Source organism: Vibrio sp., assembly GCF_047973365.1.
Taxonomy (GTDB): Bacteria; Pseudomonadota; Gammaproteobacteria; order Enterobacterales; family Vibrionaceae; genus Vibrio.
Map to the genome: position 1 here is coordinate 54,222 of NZ_JBKEBW010000018.1, position 20,179 is coordinate 74,400.

General features: G+C 44.7%; 15 protein-coding genes and 1 tRNA gene. 10 read left to right on the forward strand and 6 right to left on the reverse strand.

All coding sequences use genetic code 11. The annotated features are described in order from the left end of the window. Positions 1-26: 26 nt before the first annotated feature. Positions 27-908: a type II secretion system protein GspC gene (gene gspC, locus ACK5MF_RS03000; protein WP_416919232.1), complete on the reverse strand. Its 882-nt coding sequence runs from the start codon at positions 906-908 to the stop codon at positions 27-29. Positions 909-1,156: 248 nt separating this feature from the next. Between gspC and hslR the strand changes: the two genes are divergently transcribed. From hslR to ACK5MF_RS03020, 4 genes are all read left to right on the forward strand, one after another. Further along, positions 1,157-1,543 carry a ribosome-associated heat shock protein Hsp15 gene (hslR, locus tag ACK5MF_RS03005; RefSeq protein ID WP_416919234.1) on the forward strand — a complete coding sequence of 129 codons (387 nt, stop codon included), beginning with the start codon at positions 1,157-1,159 and terminating at the stop codon, positions 1,541-1,543. An 18-nt stretch (positions 1,544-1,561) separates the two neighbouring features. Next, positions 1,562-2,452: an Hsp33 family molecular chaperone HslO gene (gene hslO, locus ACK5MF_RS03010; protein WP_416919236.1), complete on the forward strand. Its 891-nt coding sequence runs from the start codon at positions 1,562-1,564 to the stop codon at positions 2,450-2,452. Between the two features lie 335 nt (positions 2,453-2,787). Then, complete coding sequence (gene pckA / locus ACK5MF_RS03015; RefSeq protein WP_416919238.1) at positions 2,788-4,416, forward strand: phosphoenolpyruvate carboxykinase (ATP); 1,629 nt, start codon at positions 2,788-2,790, stop codon at positions 4,414-4,416. Between the two features lie 135 nt (positions 4,417-4,551). Then, complete coding sequence (locus tag ACK5MF_RS03020; protein ID WP_416919240.1) at positions 4,552-6,429, forward strand: AsmA family protein; 1,878 nt, start codon at positions 4,552-4,554, stop codon at positions 6,427-6,429. A gap of 10 nt (positions 6,430-6,439) precedes the next feature. Here the strand turns inward: ACK5MF_RS03020 and ACK5MF_RS03025 are convergent, their stop codons facing one another. From ACK5MF_RS03025 to typA, 4 genes are all read right to left on the reverse strand, one after another. Further along, positions 6,440-7,369, reverse strand: a complete 930-nt coding sequence (locus ACK5MF_RS03025; protein ID WP_416919242.1) for a YiiD C-terminal domain-containing protein — start codon at positions 7,367-7,369, stop codon at positions 6,440-6,442. A gap of 18 nt (positions 7,370-7,387) precedes the next feature. Next, entirely contained in the window at positions 7,388-7,822 is a 435-nt protein-coding gene (dtd, locus tag ACK5MF_RS03030; protein WP_416919244.1) for a D-aminoacyl-tRNA deacylase, read from the reverse strand. Beyond that, a complete protein-coding gene (locus ACK5MF_RS03035) occupies positions 7,794-8,708 on the reverse strand; it encodes a virulence factor BrkB family protein (protein ID WP_416919246.1) in 915 nt (304 codons plus the stop codon). The genes dtd and ACK5MF_RS03035 overlap by 29 nt, the downstream gene beginning before the upstream one ends. A 185-nt stretch (positions 8,709-8,893) precedes the next feature. Next, positions 8,894-10,717: a translational GTPase TypA gene (gene typA / locus ACK5MF_RS03040; protein WP_416919248.1), complete on the reverse strand. Its 1,824-nt coding sequence runs from the start codon at positions 10,715-10,717 to the stop codon at positions 8,894-8,896. A 517-nt stretch (positions 10,718-11,234) separates the two neighbouring features. On the opposite strand from typA, the gene glnA reads away from it, so the two are divergent. The 6 genes from glnA (at position 11,235) to add (ending at position 19,634) form a co-directional block, all read left to right on the forward strand. Continuing rightward, a complete protein-coding gene (gene glnA / locus ACK5MF_RS03045) occupies positions 11,235-12,644 on the forward strand; it encodes a glutamate--ammonia ligase (protein ID WP_416919250.1) in 1,410 nt (469 codons plus the stop codon). Between the two features lie 138 nt (positions 12,645-12,782). After that, positions 12,783-13,304, forward strand: a complete 522-nt coding sequence (locus tag ACK5MF_RS03050; protein ID WP_416919252.1) for a DUF4124 domain-containing protein — start codon at positions 12,783-12,785, stop codon at positions 13,302-13,304. Between the two features lie 134 nt (positions 13,305-13,438). Next, positions 13,439-14,485 (forward strand): nitrogen regulation protein NR(II), encoded by a 1,047-nt coding sequence (gene glnL, locus ACK5MF_RS03055; RefSeq protein WP_416919254.1) that lies wholly within the window; start codon positions 13,439-13,441, stop codon positions 14,483-14,485. A 27-nt stretch (positions 14,486-14,512) separates the two neighbouring features. After that, a complete protein-coding gene (glnG, locus tag ACK5MF_RS03060) occupies positions 14,513-15,916 on the forward strand; it encodes a nitrogen regulation protein NR(I) (RefSeq protein WP_416919256.1) in 1,404 nt (467 codons plus the stop codon). A gap of 76 nt (positions 15,917-15,992) precedes the next feature. Continuing rightward, entirely contained in the window at positions 15,993-18,560 is a 2,568-nt protein-coding gene (locus tag ACK5MF_RS03065; RefSeq protein WP_416919258.1) for an EAL domain-containing protein, read from the forward strand. A 69-nt stretch (positions 18,561-18,629) separates the two neighbouring features. Further along, positions 18,630-19,634: an adenosine deaminase gene (gene add, locus ACK5MF_RS03070; protein WP_416919260.1), complete on the forward strand. Its 1,005-nt coding sequence runs from the start codon at positions 18,630-18,632 to the stop codon at positions 19,632-19,634. Positions 19,635-20,017: 383 nt separating this feature from the next. Here add and ACK5MF_RS03075 read toward each other — a convergent pair. Then, positions 20,018-20,094: transfer RNA gene (locus tag ACK5MF_RS03075), tRNA-Asp, on the reverse strand. Positions 20,095-20,179: the final 85 nt, after the last annotated feature.

Sequence of the window (20,179 nt, forward strand, 5' to 3'; positions counted from 1 at the left end):
CCTAAGCTGAAGCTGATGCGTCAGTATTACAATGGTATATAGATATCATGCTGCTGACCGTCACGTAGAACCGACAAATTAATCTCTGTCATCTCTGACACCGCAGATGCTAAATCATTCATTACGTCAGGCTTGGTTAAATCAAACCCGTTAAATTCAATCGCTATGTCACCGTTTTGCAACCCTACAGAGTCAAATAAAGCGGCATTTTTGCCTGGGCTGACTCGGTAGCCGACAATGTTGTCTTCTTCTTTCACTTGAGAAAGACGAACATACTGAAAAATATCTTGTGGGTTGTTGAGGATAGCTTGACGAATAGTTTCTAACTGATCTTCGTCACTGTTCATATGATTCGGCGCCGGGCGAGGAGCTTTAGGTCGCTCGTTATTGGCACTAACACTAGCACTGTCGCTGCGCTTGGAGTAATCAATACCATCCAACATTAGGGTTTCGTCACGCCCGGAGTTATCAATAATCACCCGGTCAGGAAACACGGCTTTTAACTTCGCTCTTGTTCCTTCAATCACTTCATTGATGCCATAGGTGGACTGAGCCCCTTTATTAGCAATCACAGCCAAATTTTTGTCAGCATCACTGCTGGCGACCACACCAACAAGAATTAAATTCAAACGTGTTTTAGGGGCATCAACAACTTGAGGGGTTTCAAGCACAGCAGCAGATTCTGAATACGGACCAAATAAGTTGCTTTTTTGTAACGAACTAATGTCGAGATACTGGGCTTCTGTTGAGGCAAAACTTGCAGAAGAATGGTGCCATGGGGAAATAACAACTGACTCGTTCGTTATCATCCAAACCATTTTTCCTAATATCCAAGCCGATATGGACAGCAGCACCAATGTGAGTAACGAACTTACCGGCTTTTGTAAACGAGAGATATTTTTCAACATATTGAACTACCTTGCTGCCAGAAATAACACTTTAATGCATCACCAACTGACGACTCAACCCACCTACACACTTATCAGATTATTCTTAAGCCATAACAAAAACACAAAAGCAGAAGAATATACCATTAAACATCCGTTAGTCTTTTTAATATCATTAATTTTCAAAATTAGTTGAAAATATGCTGCTCAAGCACCACTTTATCCCTCAACGAAGAGTAAAGAACACAGATTAGAGGTCATTCAACACCATGAGTTCCACTAGCGAAGCAGTTCGACTCGATAAATGGCTTTGGGCGGCAAGATTTTATAAGACGCGCTCTATTGCACGAGAGATGGTCGATGGCGGTAAAGTCCATTATAATGGTCAACGTTCAAAACCGAGCAAAATTGTTGAGCTTGGTGCAGTGATAACCCTGCGTCAAGGTCAAGAAGAAAAAACCGTTACCATCGAGAAGGTATCGGATCAAAGGCGCGGTGCACCGGAAGCGCAAACCCTCTATTCAGAAACGCCTGAGAGTATAGAAAAGCGTGAGCGTCATGCATTAGCACGCAAATTAAATGCTCACAACCCGAGCCCAGATCGCCGTCCAGAAAAAAAACAACGTCGCGATCTTCTAAAATTTAAACATCAGTAAACAGCCGGATTCTTTCTTATGACTACCAGCGCAAAGGCGAGCAACGTATTAAATCGCTACCTATTTGAAGACTTATCCGTTCGCGGCGAGCTAGTACAGCTAGACAAAGCGTACCAAGAGATCATCACCAGTAAGGAATACCCAGTTCCCATCCAAGCATTGTTGGGCGAACTATTGGTTGCGACCACGCTGTTAACAGCAACACTCAAATTCGAAGGCTCTATCACCCTGCAGTTGCAAGGTAATGGCCCTGTCTCTTTAGTGGTGATCAATGGAGATAATAACCAGCGTATTCGCGGTGTGGCTCGCTGGGAAGGTGACATTGCCGACGACGCGGGGTTACACGATTTAATGGGCAAAGGTCATTTAGTGATTACTATCGAACCGAAAAAAGGTGAGCGCTACCAAGGTGTCGTGGGGCTTGAAGGCGATAGCATTGCTCAAGTGATTGAAAACTACTTTATGCGTTCAGAACAATTAAAAACACGTTTGTGGATTCGTACTGGTGAGCATCAAGGCAAACGTCATGCTGCTGGTATGCTACTGCAAGTTGTACCTGATGGCACAGGTTCACCTGAAGATTTTGAGCATTTAGAGCAACTAACAAACACAGTGAAAAACGAAGAACTGTTCACTCTTGAAGCCAACGAGTTGCTCTACCGCCTATACAACCAAGAACAAGTAAAACTATTTGAACCTCAAGATGTTGAGTTCCTTTGTGGTTGTTCACGTGACCGCAGCGGCGCGGCAATTGTGACTATCTCTCGCGATGAAATAAACGACATCTTAGCCGAGGAAGGGTCGGTTTCTTTGCACTGTGATTACTGTGGTACCACCTATTCTTTCGATTCGGCGCAAGTTGCCGAATTGTATTCACAAGCGCAAAGTGAGCAAAAAACACTGCATTAATTCACTAGAATTAACAAGCACGTAAATTCTGCACTAGAGCCAGCCTAAAGCTGGCTTTTTTTGTGATCAAAACCCAATAAAATCAAGGCTTGTAAGCACCGTACGCTGTACTTAATTTCTAGCCATTATTAATGATTGTCTCTGGCTTATCTCGCCAACTCCAAGATAGAATACTCAAGCTGATATATGTGACGAGTCGCCTAAAACCGCAGGAAATGAGTGGATTATTTTTGAACTATCTCCCTGTTTTCTCCCAGACCCGTTGTTAGCATGGTTAGCAGATAACAATTACAACATGATTTAAAATCCCTACAAAATCCTTATAAGGAGCACCTATGACCGTTATGGAACATACAAAGGCTGCACAATTAGATCTCACTCAATACGGCATCACTGATATCACGGAAGTGATACATAACCCAAGTTATGAAGTGTTATTCGCCGAAGAAACACGCTCAGATCTGGAAGGCTACGAAAAAGGCGTAGTCACTGAACTGGGTGCGGTAGCAGTAGACACTGGTATCTTTACTGGTCGCTCACCGAAAGATAAGTTTATCGTTAAAGATGACACTACTCGTGACACGCTATGGTGGACATCAGAGCAAGCGAAAAACGATAACAAACCGATTAGTCAGGAAGTGTGGAATGACTTGAAAGCTCAGGTCAACCAACAGCTTTCCGGCAAACGTCTATTTGTTTTTGATGGTTATTGTGGCGCCAATGCTGATACGCGTTTGTGTGTGCGCTTTATTACCGAAGTGGCCTGGCAGGCACACTTCGTCAAAAATATGTTCATTCGCCCAAGCGATGAAGAGCTCGCCAATTTCAAGCCAGATTTCGTGGTAATGAACGGTGCTAAGTGCACCAATCGAAACTGGCAGGAACAAGGTCTGAACTCAGAGAACTTCACTGTGTTTAACCTCAGCGAAAGAATGCAGCTTATTGGCGGAACCTGGTACGGCGGCGAAATGAAGAAAGGCATCTTCGCCATGATGAACTACTTCCTGCCGCTACAAGGCATTGCATCGATGCACTGCTCGGCCAACATGGGTAAAGATGGCGACGTTGCTATTTTCTTTGGTCTGTCTGGTACCGGTAAAACCACACTTTCTACCGATCCGAAGCGCGCCTTGATTGGTGATGACGAACACGGTTGGGATGATGACGGTGTATTCAACTTTGAAGGTGGTTGCTACGCGAAAACCATCAAGCTATCAAAAGAAGCAGAGCCAGATATCTACAACGCTATTCGCCGTGACGCGCTACTAGAAAACGTAACCGTGCGCGGTGATGGTTCGATCGATTTCGATGACGGTTCGAAAACGGAAAATACTCGTGTTTCTTACCCGATCTATCATATTGAAAATATCGTTAAACCGGTTTCTAAAGGCGGTCACGCAAACAAAGTTATCTTCTTGTCTGCCGACGCCTTCGGTGTTCTGCCACCAGTGTCGAAGTTGACTCCAGAACAAACCAAATACCACTTCCTATCCGGTTTCACCGCAAAACTTGCCGGTACTGAACGTGGTATTACCGAACCAACACCGACCTTTTCGGCTTGTTTTGGTGCAGCATTCCTAACGCTACACCCAACTCAGTATGCAGAGGTATTGGTAAAACGAATGGAAGCGGTTGGCGCCGAAGCTTATCTGGTGAATACGGGTTGGAACGGCTCAGGTAAACGTATCTCTATTCAAGATACTCGCGGTATTATTGATGCAATTCTGGATGGCTCGATTGAAGATGCGAAAACCAAACACGTTCCTATCTTCAACTTAGAAATCCCAACCGCACTGCCGGGGGTTGATCCATCAATTCTGGACCCTCGTAATACTTACGTTGACCCACTCCAATGGGAAAGCAAAGCAAAAGACCTTGCTACTCGCTTTATCAACAACTTCGACAAGTATACAGATAATGCGGAAGGTAAAGCTCTGGTTGCCGCAGGTCCACAACTGGACTAGCACTAACACCATAGCGTTTAAAAAAACGTAGCGTTTAAAAACTTAGCAAGCCCCTATTTTTAGGGGCTTTTTTGTTGAAGCAAATTGATATTTGATCAAAGCTGTTAGCTTGTTCCGTATAGCCGATACAAAACCATGAAAAAGCTGCTCGCACTAGGGATTGGAATTATAGCCTTACTACTGACATTAACGTTGGTGGTATTTGGTATTATGCACACCCGGTATTTTACGCCTTCCGCTCAATGGTTAACTCAGCAACTATGGCCAGATAGACTTACATTTTCTGAGCTTGATTATGAGTATCCTGTGCACTTTACTCTGCACAACGTCAGTATCGAAACCGACCAACAGCCTATCTCATTTGCCAAAGTGGAGATCTGGCTGAACAAAAAACTGATTAAACAAGATAAACTGGTCATCGACAGCCTACTACTCGACAGTGCTAACTTCTCCCAAGGTTTACCTAGGTCAAATTTCCTGCACAACCTGCAATTGAATCAACTGGCTCTGCACAATGTCGACTTTTCACAACAAGGACTCATTGCGCGCGGAGTCAATCTTCAGGTTAAACGTCCTTTGTGGAACGATGACAAGCAATTGCTGCCCTATGGCGAGCTCCAACTCTCTGCGGACCAATTTTACTGGAATGGGGAAGCCTTCGATAAAATTCTGATTGATGCAGATTACAAACCTTCTGATAGCACAGTATATGGCGTTTCATTTAGATGGCGAGGTGGCGATTTTTCAGGTCAGGCAGAACAATTTGCCTCTGGCTGGTCACTCATCAATACCACCATCAGCCATTTAAGCCTGCCTGAATCCTTAAACAGCAACGCCGATAAAGTATGGCAGCAAGCAATCAAATACATTAGTCACATTAACAGCTTAGATATTCTTAATAGCCAACTTAGCGTTGCGGGATTTACTTTAGAGAACCTAGCAGCATCGTTGGAGAACCTTTCCCTTAATAAGTCACGCTGGCAACAAGACAAAGGCTATTTGTCGTTAAATGCCGATTCCATTTCGTGGAAAGGCACACAATGGATTGAACCCAGTATTAAGCTCGATTTTTCAGACCAAGCCGTTTCCATCAGCGATTTTTCAGCAGAAATGTTGCAAGGCAGTGTACAATTATCTGCAACTGTCACACCAGATAGCCTTCATTTTAAACAGCTCAATGTAAGCGGTGTTAAATGGTTTGCAGAATCACAACACGATCTCGCCTGGATACCACAGCAGTGGTCACAGCTCAACAATCTGACCATAGACAGTTTAAACATCAATAACTTGCAACTTATTCAACTCATCAATAAACCCTTTTGGCAACTGTCAGGTTTGACCGTTGAAGGTTCAAATACTCAACTGGTCAAAAACGCTCAGTGGGGATTGTGGAATGGTGAACTCAGCATCAGTGCCAACAGCGCAAGCATTGGTGAGTTAGTCAGCACACAGGGTGTGATTGAGATGCGCAGTGAAAAAGGTCAGTGGCAATTAGACCGAGCCTTTATTCCGCTTGAACAAGGTTATCTTGAAGCCAATGCCAGTTGGGATTTCTCCCAGCCTAGCGCACCTTGGTCTTTGACCGCACATGCTGATGGATTGCCGTTTCCGGTTATCCATCATTTCGTCAAACTGCCAGTGAAAATTGACGCTACCGCTGAATTTGATATCAATGCTGAAGGCTTAGCCGGTGACTATTCCATGCTCGCCCATACCATTTCGGGAGAACTCAAGGCGAACTTGCGCGATGGTGTTATGACCATTCAAAGCCCCAACGCATTGGTCATACAACCTTTTGCCGTGGATAACCTAAAATTTACCGCAGACAGAGGACGAATCAGTCTGACAAAGACAGCGCTGAGTGGCGCGGGGTTGCAAGCAGACATCTCTGCCCAACTTGATTTAGTTTCACCTCAAGAAGGGCAATTTAAGATGAATGTCGCTCAGGGCTGTGAGACGATAAGTTATGACTTACTTGACGATAAACAAGAGATTCAACCTTGTTCTCACTAAACTTAGCCATTTAGTGAGCACCTGCTTTTTTAAGGATCTCATGATAATTAGGGATCAGCATATAAGTGCCAACAAAAGCAACAGCGTCGACATCACCACTCGATATGTTCACATTCACCACAATACGCGCTTTACGCCCCGAAGCTAAGCGGTCCAGATCACCACTAATACCATCTAAAGAAGTTGAAGCGACAGGATTATGCACCACCGGATGGCGGTAACGAATACTGCTATCCACCAGCACAATATCCCCCTCCAAGCCACGTTCACGCATCAGAAGCCATGCCATCCCCCAACCGGTTAAGGTTGCTAAGGTAAATGCTGAGCCAGCAAACATAGTGTTATGAGGGTTCAGGTTTGGGTTTATTTGCGCACAGCACTGGAATTGGTAACCGGTATATTGCTGTACCTTAATACCCATTTTGTCACTGATAGGGATCTGTGTAGCCCAACGTTCCTGAAGATCCGTACACCACTCTGGTTTACGTAACACATTTGCCATTGGGTCGAGATGTTTAACCATCTGTTGATGACGGACAGGCCCACGTTCATCGTTCAGTTCGCCACGACGCTCAAAACCATTCCTGGCATAAAATGCGATCGCATCTTCGCGGGCATTACAGACCAGACGCTTTGCCCCTTCCTGGCGCGCTAATGACTCCAGAGCGACCAATACTAACGAACCCATACCTTTGCTGCGGCGAGTCGCTTTCACCGCCATATAGCGAATCTGACCTTCACTGTCTGGGGTAATGTATAAACGACCGATTGCGATAGGTCTTCCTCTACCATCGACAATCATTCGATGATGACTCATAGGGTCATATTCATCGCGCTCAGAGCCAATAGGCATCCGCCAAGGCTCGCGCAACATTTGCCAACGGAAGTGGTAATACTTATTGAGCTGATTATCCGTAGTCGGCGTAATAAGTTTAAACATAGAGTCCGTTCCTAAAAATTATACCTGCAACCAGAACGTCACAGGCCCGTCATTGACCAGTGAAACTTTCATGTCTGCGGCAAAGCGTCCTCGCGCTGTTGGCAAAACAATTTCACATAAATCAGAAAAATAATCATACAGGCGCTCTGCATCTTGAGGATGAGCACCTCGAGAAAAACCGGCGCGCGTCCCTTTTTTCGTATCCGCTGGTAGCGTGAATTGCGAGACAACCAACACACTGCCTGCTACATCTTTCACACTTAAATTCATTTTGCCAGCTTGGTCTTCAAATACTCGGTAGGAAGTCACGCGCTCCATCAAACGTTTCGCTTTCGCTTCGTCGTCTTCGCGCTCAACACCTAACAGTACTAATAAGCCTTTTTCAATTTCACCGACGATTTCACCGTCGACACGTACTGCGGCTTCACTTACTCGTTGAATCAACGCTATCACTGGAGTTCTCTTCATCGTCACTATTTGCAATCGAGCAAGAGTGTATCATGTCTTCATCTTCACTCCAGCATTCGCTCTCACCCAAAGCCGCCGTGACTTCAGCGCCAATCAACACAATCACCCAGCACAGATATATCCAGACAAACAGAATCGGTATCGCAGCCAGTGCGCCATAAATCAACTGGTAGGAAGGGAAATGGGTAATGTAAGCAGCAAATGCTTTTTTACTCAGTTCAAACAGAACCGCAGCCACCAACGCGCCAACAAGGGAATGATAAATATAGACCTTTTTATTCGGAACTAATAAGTACAAACCGGAAAAAGCGAAAAAAGAAAGCAGGAATGGAAGCCAGCGCAAAAACAGGTTATAAACGCCAACCAGAGCCTCACTATCGACTATTTTCAGCGAAGTGATATACGACGTCATCGCAATACTTGCACCCAATAACAGCGGTCCTAGCGTCAATATCATCCAATACATAGAAAAGGAGAACACAACACGGCGCTTGTTCTTCACCCGCCATATATAGTTCAGATTCTTATCAATATTAGAAATCAGCATCAGCGCGGCAACAAACAAGAAGACACCACCAACAGCGGTCATTTTCGCCGTGTTGGCAATGAACTCTGATAGAGCAGTACGCACAGCGACTCCGGCGGCAGGAACAAAATGCTCTATCACAAAGTCTTGCAGAACTTCTCCGACATTAGCGAAAATCTCAAAAGATGACATGATCGCGAGGGACACCGTGAACATCGGTACAATAGAAAGCAAAGTGATGTAAGCCAGATAACCCGCGTTTACATTCACTCTGTCATGTTTGACTCTCAAAAGCAGATAACGACTAAACGCCAAACTCTGCTTAGCTAAGTAGTGTAAGTTCAACACGCTCTCCTAAAAAGGTCACCGTTCACATCACCTGTTCATTTTAAGCGATGCTGAGAATATTTGCTTAACCCATTGATTCATTATTAATTTGCAAGGTTATTTTGGCATAGAATACGCTAAAAAGAAAAAGCCCCGGACTTTATCAGTTCAGGGCTTTAGAAACGTTAACAGTGAGAAATCAATTAACCGCGAGATGCACGTTTACGATCGTTTTCAGTCAGGTGACGTTTACGAACACGAATGCTCTCTGGTGTTACTTCTACTAGCTCGTCGTCATCAATGAACTCTAGTGCTTGCTCTAGCGTCATGGTGATTGGCGTAGTCAGTACCTGCGCTTCATCCGTGCCTGATGCACGCATGTTAGTTAGCTGCTTACCTTTAAGAGGGTTTACTGTCAGGTCGTTGTCACGGCTGTGAATACCGATCACCATACCCTCGTAAACTTCCACACCATGGCCAATGAATAAACGACCACGATCTTGCAGGTTGAACAGTGCGTTGGTCAGTGCTTTACCCGCACCGTTAGAAATCAGTACGCCGTTAACACGCTGACCGATATCGCCACCTTTGTGTGGACCATAGTGATCAAACGTATGGTAAAGAAGACCAGAACCCGAAGTCAGAGTCATGAACTCGGTTTGGAAACCAATCAGACCACGCGAAGGCATGATAAAGTCAAGACGTACACGACCTTTACCATCTGGAGACATATCTTTCAGCTCGCCTTTACGCATGCCGATTTTCTCCATGATACCGCCCTGGTGCTCTTCTTGAACGTCGATCGTTACCGTTTCAAACGGTTCCATTAGCTGACCGTTCTCTTCTTTCAGAATAACTTCAGGACGAGATACCGCGAGCTCAAAACCTTCACGACGCATGTTTTCAATCAGGATAGACAGGTGAAGTTCACCACGACCAGACACACGGAACTTATCTGGATCGTCAGTTTGTTCAACACGTAATGCAACGTTGTGCACCAATTCTTTCTCAAGACGCTCGAGGATGTTACGTGAAGTCACAAACTTACCTTCTTTACCAGCAAACGGAGAGTTGTTTACCTGGAAAGTCATCGTAACGGTTGGTTCGTCAACACTCAGTGCTGGAAGAGCTTCAACTGCGTTCACATCACAGATAGTGTCAGAAATTTTAAGCTCGCCAAGACCGGTAATCGCAACGATATCACCCGCAGTTGCTAGGTCTGTTTCAGAACGTTGCAGACCCAGATAGCCTAGAACTGTGCCGACTTTGCCGTTACGTTTCTTACCGTTAGCGCCAATCACTGTCACTTGTTGGTTTGGTTTTACTGTACCGCGAGTAACACGGCCAACACCGATTACACCGACATATGAGCTGTAATCAAGCTGAGAAATCTGCATTTGCAGTGGACCTTCAAGGTCAACTTGTGGTGGTTCAACGTTATCAACGATAGCTTGGAACAATGGCTCCATGTTCTCGCCAGTTGTGCCTTCTTCAAGCGTTGCCCAACCGTTAAGAGCTGAAGCGTAAACCACTTGGAAATCCAACTGTTCGTCAGTTGCACCCAGGTTGTCGAATAGGTCGAACACTTGGTCCATAACCCAGTCAGGACGAGCACCAGGACGGTCGATTTTGTTGATAACAACAATCGGTCTCAAGCCGTGAGCAAACGCTTTTTGCGTTACGAAACGAGTTTGTGGCATTGGACCGTCAACAGCGTCAACGATCAAACATACGCAATCGACCATAGACATGATACGTTCAACTTCACCACCGAAGTCCGCGTGTCCCGGAGTATCTACGATGTTGATGCGATAGTCATTCCAGTTAATTGCTGTGTTTTTAGCAAGAATCGTAATGCCACGTTCTTTTTCGATATCGTTCGAGTCCATGACTCGCTCTTCGATGTCACCGCGTGATTCTAACGTACCAGACTGCTGGAGTAGTTTATCAACAAGGGTTGTTTTACCGTGGTCAACGTGCGCGATGATCGCGATATTTCTTAATTTATCTATCTGTGGAGTAGCCATGGAATTTGCTTCACTTATATACACAAAACGGCCCGCCTTTATGGGATATAAAGACGTAGCCTTTCATTCGGTTAATAAAAACCGGTTCAAAAAACGGGCAATAATGTACCAGATTTTGGCGAAAAACCTAGGAATATGTGATCCATCACGCTGATTTTCACTCTATAGAGCCTAGTCGTTAAACTGATTTTAAACAAACCGTGGCAAATTAAAGTTCATATGGTCAAAAAAAGTGGATGAATCATTGTCTGAATAGTGTACGCTTTGATAGAAATTGGTGCACTGCACTGGCAGATGCACCAGTTTAGTTCAACAAAGGATCTTTTTGGTGCAGCAGAAAGCACCAAAAAAAACATACCATTCGCAACGCATTGATATGTATAAGCTAAAATGTTTGGCACGAATATCGCAAGTATGTGACCAACATCAATTAAGATGGGTTTGAGCACAGGTTGATGCCACAAACTAATTTTAATTCGAGCCCAAATCGCTTTATTAACACTGGAGGTTATCCGAGATGTCAGTAGAAAACGTACTATCGCTGATTCAAGAAAACGAAGTTAAGTTTGTGGACCTACGTTTCACAGATACAAAAGGTAAAGAGCAACACATTTCGATCCCTGCTCACCAAATTGATGCAGACTTCTTCGAAGATGGCAAAATGTTCGATGGTTCATCAGTTGCTGGCTGGAAAGGTATTAATGAATCTGACATGGTGATGATGCCAGACGCTGCATCCGCTGTGCTAGACCCATTCACAGAAGAATCAACGCTAAACATCCGTTGTGACATCCTTGAGCCTGCAACAATGCAAGGTTATGACCGTGACCCACGCTCTATCGCGAAACGCGCTGAAGAGTACATGCGTTCAACAGGTATCGCAGATACCGTTCTCGTTGGTCCAGAACCAGAATTCTTCCTATTTGACGATGTTAAATTCTCAACTGACATGTCTGGCTCTTTCTTCAAGATCGACGACATCGAAGCGGCATGGAACACAGGTTCTGACTACGAAGACGGTAACAAAGGTCACCGCCCAGGCGTTAAAGGTGGTTACTTTCCAGTAGCTCCGGTTGATTCATCTCAAGATCTACGTTCTGCTATGTGTCTAATCATGGAAGAAATGGGCCTGGTTGTTGAAGCGCACCACCACGAAGTGGCAACGGCGGGTCAAAACGAAATCGCAACTCGTTTCAACACGCTAACAGCAAAAGCTGATGAAATCCAAATCTACAAGTATGTTGTTCACAACGTGGCTCACGCGTTTGGTAAAACAGCGACGTTCATGCCTAAACCACTCGTTGGCGACAACGGTTCTGGTATGCACGTTCACCAATCTCTAGCGAAAGACGGTGTTAACCTATTCGCTGGTGACAAGTACGGCGGCCTATCTGAAATGGCACTTTACTACATCGGTGGTATCATCAAACACGCTCGTGCATTGAACGCGTTGACTAACCCATCAACTAACTCGTACAAACGTTTGGTTCCTCACTACGAAGCGCCAGTTATGCTTGCTTACTCAGCACGTAACCGTTCTGCGTCTATCCGTATTCCAGTGGTACCAAGCCCTAAAGCACGTCGTATCGTAGTTCGCTTCCCTGATCCAGCAGCAAACCCATACTTAGCGTTCGCAGCAATGCTAATGGCTGGTATTGACGGTATTAAGAACAAGATCCACCCAGGCGAAGCTATGGATAAAGACTTGTACGATCTACCAGCAGAAGAAGAAGCACAGATTCCAAAAGTTGCAGAATCTCTACAACAAGCTCTGCAATACCTAGATGATGACCGTGAGTTCCTAACCGCTGGCGGTGTATTCTCTGATGACTTCATCAGCTCATACATTGAGCTGAAGACAAAAGACGTACAACGCGTGAACGTAGCCGTTCACCCACTAGAGTTCGAACTATACTACTCAGTATAAGAAACTCATCAGTATAAGCATTCGCTTTAACGATATATCAGGCTCGCCTCGCAGGCGGGCCTTTTTTCTATTCTCAGCTAGCGAATACTCTTTAATATGATGCATGCCATTTCGGTCTACAACGTATCGGAGAGCAGATTGAAAAATAGAGCATTTTGTCTACTTCTTTTGAGTGTTACATCTTCAGCAACAAGCAAAGAAGTCTACATATGGGTAGATGATTCGGGTGTACAGAACTTCAGTGATACCCCACATCCAGATGCAGATAAGCGATCAATTCCCAGTATAAAGTCTGACGCTAGCAGCACTGTATCCGTTAATACTCCATCCACCCTACAGCCTAAATCTAAAAACAATGCAGAAAGAGTCGCACCACCCATTATCAATACGCTATCGCCCAGAGATGGTGAGACTATTCGTAGCAATAACGGTGACATAAAGATAAATATCACCTTAAGCAGAGCGCTTTCCGATACAGAACAACTACAATTGTTGATGGATGGACAGCCCATTGGTGCACCAAGCACCAAAACAGTGTGGCAGCTTAATAATTTAGATCGAGGCACTCATCGCTATTCAATTCAGATAGTTGGAAACGGCAAGGTTATTGCATCTAGCTCAGTAGTAACGGTGTACCTGCATCGGGCGTCCGTGAATTAGTCGATGAGCGACTAATTAGCCTGATATCTCAAAGAGTTTTTCTTTTTCTTTGCATACCGTTGCGCCATACTTGACATTTCAGTGCACCAAAAAGGTGCATTGCATTATTTTGGAACACGGACAAGGAAGAAACTGTGAATGCAGAACTGAGCCACACTATTTTAAACAACGTCGTAACGGCCACTTTAATGTTGGACGAATTGTTGTGCGTACGTTATGCAAACCCAGCCGCCGAGCAACTGTTCTCACAAAGCGCTAAACGTATTACCAACCAGCCACTTTCCAAACTGATTCAACATGCTTCCATGGATTTGGCTCTGCTCACTCAGCCCTTACAGAGCGGACAAAGCATTACTGATAGTGACGTCACTTTTGTTGTCGAAGGCAAACCACTGATGCTTGAAGTCACGGTTAGCCCTATGTCTTGGGAAAAAGAGTTGTACTTATTGGTCGAAATGCGCCGTATCGGTCAGCAAAGACGCCTCACACAAGAACTCAACCAGCATGCTCAACAACAAGCAGCGAAATTGCTGGTTCGTGGCTTAGCCCATGAAATTAAGAATCCATTAGGTGGATTACGCGGTGCAGCACAACTTTTAGAACGCATGTTGCCGGATCAAAGTTTGACCGAATATACCCAAATCATTATAGAGCAAGCCGATCGTTTACGAGCACTGGTTGACCGCTTACTCGGCCCACAAAAGCCGGGTAAAAAGAAATCGGAAAACCTGCATTTGATTCTGGAAAAAGTACGTCAGCTCGTTGAACTGGAAGGCGGTACAGATCTCGTCATTGAGCGCGATTACGATCCTAGCCTGCCAGATATCATCATGGACACAGATCAAATTGAGCAGGCACTACTTAATATCGTCAGCAACGCAGCACAAATTTTATCCCATCAGAAACATCAACAGATCACGCTGCGAACCAGGACTGTCCATCAAGCTTCGATTCAAGGCCAACGACATAAGTTGGTGGCCAGAATAGAGATTATTGATAACGGTCCTGGCATCCCGATGGAACTGCAAGATACTTTATTTTATCCCATGGTCAGTGGACGAGAGGGCGGGACAGGTTTAGGTCTATCAATATCTCAAAACCTAATTGACCAACATAATGGAAAAATTGAAGTAGAAAGCTGGCCGGGCAGAACCACATTCACCATTTATTTACCTATTTAGACACGTTTGCTGTTAAGGAATGAAACTATGAGTAAAGGATACGTATGGGTTGTCGATGACGACAGTTCTATCCGCTGGGTTATGGAGAAGACCCTTTCATCAGCCAATATCAAATGTGAAACCTTTTCCGATGCAGAAAGTGTTTTAATGGCACTAGAGCGTGAAACGCCTGATGTGTTAGTTTCCGATATTCGTATGCCGGGTATTGACGGTATTGAGTTGCTTAACCAAGTACACTCACGCTCACCAGAACTGCCTGTCATCATCATGACCGCTCATTCTGATTTGGACGCTGCGGTAAACGCTTACCAAAAAGGCGCGTTTGAGTACCTCCCTAAACCCTTTGATGTTGATGAAACATTAACTCTGGTTGAACGTGCTATTGCGCATGGACAAGAACAGCGTAAAGAGCAGTCGACCCAACTTGAACAGTCCTATGACTCACCAGAGATCATTGGTGAAGCACCGGCCATGCAGGAAGTTTTCCGTGCTATCGGTCGCCTATCCCGCTCTTCAATTTCAGTATTGATTAACGGCGAATCCGGTACGGGTAAAGAGTTGGTCGCACATGCTTTGCATCGCCACAGCCCGCGTGCTCAAAAGCCATTCATTGCGCTCAACATGGCTGCGATTCCTAAAGACCTGATTGAATCAGAGCTGTTTGGCCACGAAAAAGGGGCTTTTACAGGGGCAAACAACGTACGCCAAGGGCGGTTTGAGCAAGCAAACGGTGGTACATTGTTCCTTGATGAAATCGGTGATATGCCACTCGATATTCAAACCCGTTTGCTACGAGTATTAGCTGATGGTCAGTTTTACCGCGTAGGTGGTCACTCTGCGATTAAGGTCGATGTTCGAATCGTTGCAGCCACACACCAAAATCTAGAGAAACTGGTTCATCAGGGCAAATTCCGTGAAGACCTATTCCATCGTCTGAATGTAATACGTATTCAAATTCCATCGTTACGTGAACGCCGTCAAGATATCGAAAAGCTCACTCAACATTTCCTCGCCCTTGCCGCTAAAGAGCTCGGTGTAGAGATGAAAACTCTTCATCCTAAAGCAGTAGAAATTCTTAACCGCTTAGAATGGCCAGGTAACGTTCGCCAACTAGAAAACATGTGTCGTTGGTTAACCGTTATGGCCAGTGGTTCGGAAGTACTACCAAGTGATCTGCCATCAGAACTGATTTCAGAGAAGAAGAACGCTGACTTTGAAAATGACACTAGTTGGCAGAAACAATTAGAGTCATGGGCAAAATCAGCACTCGCTTCGGGAGAAACGGAAATTCTTTCGTACGCGTTACCTGAATTCGAACGTATACTTCTAGAAGCAGCGCTGCATCATACCAATGGTCATAAACAAGATGCAGCAAAAGTACTAGGCTGGGGTCGTAACACGCTGACCAGGAAACTCAAAGAGCTATATTGATCCTCAAGAGCTATATTGATTCTGAAGAGCGATATTCTGTAAGCATAGGAACAGTGCTTTTATTAAGATCAGGGATATGCCTTTTAAGAAGCAAATAAAATTAAAAACGGCTGTATTACTACCGTTCGTGATCATTTTTATGGTCACGTTCGGTGTGATTGCTTTTGTGCAAAAAGCCAACTACGAACAAATGGTTCAAGATATCAGTAATAAACAACTGACTTATCTCACCAATAACGTAGAACAGCGCCTCGATAACTTCCTCGAAGAACCTTTTCTCGCAAATTTGACGTTGAGCCACAATATTGGCTTCAACCAGCTATACGTAAAAGGAAATACGAAAAAAATCGAAGACTTTTTCCTTTCCAATTTTTCACAACTTTATCCATCTATTTCACAAATGGATGTGATTGGATTTGGTGGCATTAATGCTGAGTACGTCGGATTCAGAAAAGAGCGCGAACAAAACTATACTTTGATGGTGCAAGATAGAAGAACACAGAACAAATTAGTTATTTATCAAAACGAAACCATTAGTAATGACATTCGCTCAGTGATAGAAAGTTATGATCCGAGAATTCGTCCTTGGTATATCCCGATCGCTGAAAATCACAAGCCGATGTGGTCATCAATTTATACCAACGCGGATGAGCGTCAGGACATTACACTCTCTTCATTGAGTCCTGTGTTTCAGTATGGGCAGTTTGTTGGCGTTTCGGTTACCGATGTCAAGATAGATACCTTTAACGCTTTCTTGCGTGAGATGAAGCAGCAAACAGAAGCAGATATCTTTATTTTTGACCAAGAGCATCGCCTTATCGCTCATTCAAGTGCTGGCGGAGTCGTGTCTTGGGGGACAAACTTTTCCCCTAAAGGTACTCGCCTACTGGCGACAGAAAACACCAGTCCTGTCATCAAAGCCAGCGCACGGTACTTCAAACAGTTGCAACAATCTGCGGGCAACTTAAACGAAAATTTCGTTACTTACATCAATGCTGACCGTTACTTCAACAAAGTGACACCTTTTGAAGATGAGTTTGGATTACACTGGTATATCGGCGTCTCTATTTCCGAGCCCAAGCTACTCGGAGAGATGCCTTATAACCAGCGTAACGCTTGGTATATTGGATTGTTGATCAGCATGTTAGGTATCGCTATCGGCTATTTCGCCTTTAATCGCATTACCGCGCCAATCACTTCGACCGCGTCTACTGCTCAACATTTAGCGCAGGGTGATTGGACAACTCCAATGCCTAAGTCTGGTAATATTTACGAAACCAGCTTACTCGTCCATGCCTTTAGTGAGATGGCAAATAACCTAAAAGCATCATTTAAAGCCTTACGAACCCAATTGGTGTACGACTCTCTCACTCAGCTTTATAGCCGAGAAGGTCTGGTTGAAAGCTGTAGTAACCTCAAAAAGCTTAATGGCTGCCTATTGCTGATTGGCATTGATAAATTTAGAGATATTAATGACAGCTTAGGACATCAACTCGCAGACCAACTGCTTATCGCGATAGCACAAAGACTGAAGAGCATTTTTGCATCCGATGCTTATATTGCCCGGATTGGCGGTGATGAATTCGCTCTTTATCTACCTTTGCTTCAGGACGAGCAGGAAATTCAAGCTGAGGCACGTCGCATTCTTCAGTTATTCGCAACACCTTATCCTATGCCGAATGAGCCGATAGCGGTTAACGTATCGGTCGGAATAGTCCATAACTTTGATTCCAGCAATATGACCGTCTGGCTAAGAAACGGAAGCATCGCCTTAAGTAATGCCAAATTAGATGCAACTCGTATTAGCTATTACGCACCGGAAATGGCGGGAGCATCCCGTAAACGCACACAAATGGTTACTCAACTCAAAGTCGCAATAGAGAAACAGGAGTTTGTGCCTTTTTATCAACCTATTGTTGACCTAAATAGCGGAGAAGTATTGGGCGCAGAAGCTCTCGCTCGCTGGATTTCCCCCGAACTCGGCCTGGTTCCACCAACGGAATTTATACCCGTGGCAGAAGAAAGTGGCCTTATCAACACAATTGGTGAACTCGTTCTTCTCCAAGCCTGTAAAGACACAGTAAAAGGGATAGAAGAAGGTAAATGGGCTAACGATTTCCGTATGCACGTTAATTTGTCAGTTAGTCAGCTTTCAAACAGTCAGTTCTTACCTCAGCTAGAACAAATACTGCAAGTGACACAACTCAGCCCAAGTAATCTTGCACTTGAGATCACTGAATCGAAAATCGTCGATAACGACCCAATCATCTTAGATAACATGGTTGCATTGAAAAATCTGGGGATACATATTGCCATTGACGACTTCGGCACTGGCTACAGCTCTTTATCTTATTTACATAAACTACCATTTGACTGTTTAAAAATTGATAGAGCTTTTGTTGTCCAACTTAGCCAGGAGCATTTAGAAGAGAGTATTGTTGCGGCAATCATCAACATGATGAAAGGCTTTAAAGTACATCTGATTGCTGAAGGAATAGAGACACAGGAACAGGCCAACTTATTACATCAGCTACATTGCCCACAAGGTCAGGGGTTCTTGTTTAGCAAGCCAATCCCTTATCAGGAATGGCCAACAAACTTAGTTAACATCAGACAAAAAAGCAGAAAATTAGCCTCTTTTTAGCTCAAACAGCTACTGACACGTGCCACATTGGTTCTTATACTTCACCCAGATAAACAATGGGAATAGATAATGATAACTAAGAGCCTACCATTAACGGATTTACACCGTCATTTAGATGGCAATATACGCACTCAAACTATCCTAGATTTAGGCACCAAGTTTGGTGTAAAACTACCTGCGAGCAACATCATCGATTTAACACCTCATGTGCAGATCGTAGAAGCAGAACCATCATTGGTTGCATTTCTATCAAAACTGGATTGGGGTGTAGCGGTATTAGGCGATTTGGATGCATGCCGACGCGTAGCCTATGAAAACGTAGAAGATGCATTGAACGCGCAAATCGACTATACGGAGCTGCGTTTCTCGCCTTATTACATGGCAATGAAACACAACTTACCTGTTGAGGGCGTTGTAGAAGCCGTTGTCGATGGTGTAAAAACTGGTATTCGCGACTTTGGTATCAAAGCGAATCTTATCGGAATAATGAGCCGTACATTTGGTACAGAAGCATGTCAGCAAGAACTCAATGCAATCCTATCACAACGCGATAGCGTTGTTGCTGTCGACCTAGCGGGTGACGAACTGGGGCAACCTGGTGAACTCTTCACTAGCCACTTTAAACAAGTACGTGATTCTGGTTTAAACATTACCGTTCACGCAGGTGAAGCAGCAGGCCCAGAGAGTATGTGGCAAGCGATCAAAGATCTTGGTGCAACTCGCATTGGACACGGCGTAAAAGTGATTCAAGATCCTAAACTGATGGATTACTTAGCAGAGCATAAGATAGGTATTGAGTCTTGCTTAACATCCAATATTCAAACCAGCACTGTTGAAAGCTTACAGAATCACCCTCTGAAGCAATTCTTAGAACATGGTGTTCTTGCTTGTTTAAATACTGATGACCCAGCGGTTGAAGGCATTGAGCTTCCATACGAATATGAAGTGGCAGCTCCTCAAGCCGGTCTTTCGCAAGATCAAATCCGCCAAGCTCAAATAAATGGATTAGAACTCGCGTATTTACCTGATTCAGAGAAAGCGATACTGAAGCAAAAAGCAGCACAAAGAACATAGAAATTTCAAGCCGATACGAACGTGTCGGCTTAAATGAATATTCACAAAACGTAAAAAACCCCGTCATTTCTGACGAGGCTTCCTTCTCTATAACAAAAAAGCGTGGCGGAGCGGACGGGTCTCCCTATCCACCTTGCGTTGGCGCGCCCCCCGGCGTGACAGACCGGCCTACTCTTAAACAAAGAGGAACCAACGGATACCAATCACGTCATCCCTGTGAAAACAGGGATCTCCCTACTGTGCTCTCCATCGTCAGCAGATCCCAGATATTTCGTGCCGAAATTCTGGGATGATGCCGTTGGGTGGTGACGCTGGGTTGTAGGAGTGTGGTTTATTCCTAACGTAAAAAAGCCCCGTCATTTCTGACGAGGCTTCTCAATAAGTGGCGGAGCGGACGGGACTCGAACCCGCGACCCCCGGCGTGACAGGCCGGTATTCTAACCAACTGAACTACCGCTCCGCATTGGTTAGCGCTTGGTGCTAAATATGAGCCTGGCGATGTCCTACTCTCACATGGGGAAACCCCACACTACCATCGGCGCTAA

Coding starts and splice junctions, on each gene's coding strand:
- typA (WP_416919248.1), bottom strand. CDS start 10,717: ATGGCTACTCCACAGATAGATAAATTAAGAAATATCGCGATCATCGCG.
- hslO (WP_416919236.1), top strand. CDS start 1,562: ATGACTACCAGCGCAAAGGCGAGCAACGTATTAAATCGCTACCTATTT.
- ACK5MF_RS03065 (WP_416919258.1), top strand. CDS start 15,993: ATGCCTTTTAAGAAGCAAATAAAATTAAAAACGGCTGTATTACTACCG.
- ACK5MF_RS03025 (WP_416919242.1), bottom strand. CDS start 7,369: ATGTTTAAACTTATTACGCCGACTACGGATAATCAGCTCAATAAGTAT.
- ACK5MF_RS03020 (WP_416919240.1), top strand. CDS start 4,552: ATGAAAAAGCTGCTCGCACTAGGGATTGGAATTATAGCCTTACTACTG.
- glnG (WP_416919256.1), top strand. CDS start 14,513: ATGAGTAAAGGATACGTATGGGTTGTCGATGACGACAGTTCTATCCGC.
- pckA (WP_416919238.1), top strand. CDS start 2,788: ATGACCGTTATGGAACATACAAAGGCTGCACAATTAGATCTCACTCAA.
- add (WP_416919260.1), top strand. CDS start 18,630: ATGATAACTAAGAGCCTACCATTAACGGATTTACACCGTCATTTAGAT.
- glnA (WP_416919250.1), top strand. CDS start 11,235: ATGTCAGTAGAAAACGTACTATCGCTGATTCAAGAAAACGAAGTTAAG.
- gspC (WP_416919232.1), bottom strand. CDS start 908: ATGTTGAAAAATATCTCTCGTTTACAAAAGCCGGTAAGTTCGTTACTC.
- hslR (WP_416919234.1), top strand. CDS start 1,157: ATGAGTTCCACTAGCGAAGCAGTTCGACTCGATAAATGGCTTTGGGCG.